1 protein-coding gene and 1 pseudogene are annotated in these 672 nt (G+C 41.2%); both read right to left on the bottom strand.

Features of this window, described 5'->3' with window-relative positions:
* Positions 1-68: 68 nt before the first annotated feature.
* Entirely contained in the window at positions 69-347 is a 279-nt protein-coding gene (locus A3761_RS02685) for a type II toxin-antitoxin system RelE/ParE family toxin (protein WP_068552950.1), read from the bottom strand.
* 70 nt (positions 348-417) lie between these two features.
* A pseudogene (locus A3761_RS02690) lies at positions 418-672 on the bottom strand (transposase); the annotation flags it as partial.

Here is a 672-nt window from a genome sequence, read left to right on the forward strand (position 1 = left end):
GGCTCAAGACAAAGCTCTTTAATAATCTCGCCTGGATGTGGAGGGTTGTGCATTAGCATAATTTCACCTCAGTGATAATCTTCGTAATTTACAATTTCTGCATGTTCCCCATTGAAACGGAACGTCACCCTCCAATTCCCACTAACACGAACAGACCAAACATCTGAACGCTTACCAGATAAGGAGTTCAGAAATAGCCCCGGTAAATTCATATCATCTGGGGAAGTAGAAGCATTAAGTCGGCCTAAAATAAGTTTTAAACGCTTAGAGTGCTTTACTTGAATACCTGAAGTTTTTCCTGCTTTGAAGAACTTCTCGAGGCCTTTGTGTTTAAATGATAGAATCATAAGCCGAATTGTAACCTGATACGACTCAGTTATCAATAAGAGTAATCGGGGTCAGAGTAACATTTACCAATCAACCTTCAATCCTCGGCCTACCCGCTTTTCCAGGAACCACTCGACGATGATACCTTCGCTCAATCTGTTCCTTGAACCCTTCACTACCTATCGCTATTCCCTTGTTAACCGCCTCGCGTATATCTGTGATCATTTCTTCATCTACATGATGCCTAAACAATTCTCTATAATTATTTGACCTTTCATCAGTCGACTTGCCCAGTGCCAAATACTCTTTATGCGGGTTCAATAACCCTGATACTTTACCTAAAGC

It is taken from the genome of Oleiphilus sp. HI0123, assembly GCF_001635315.1.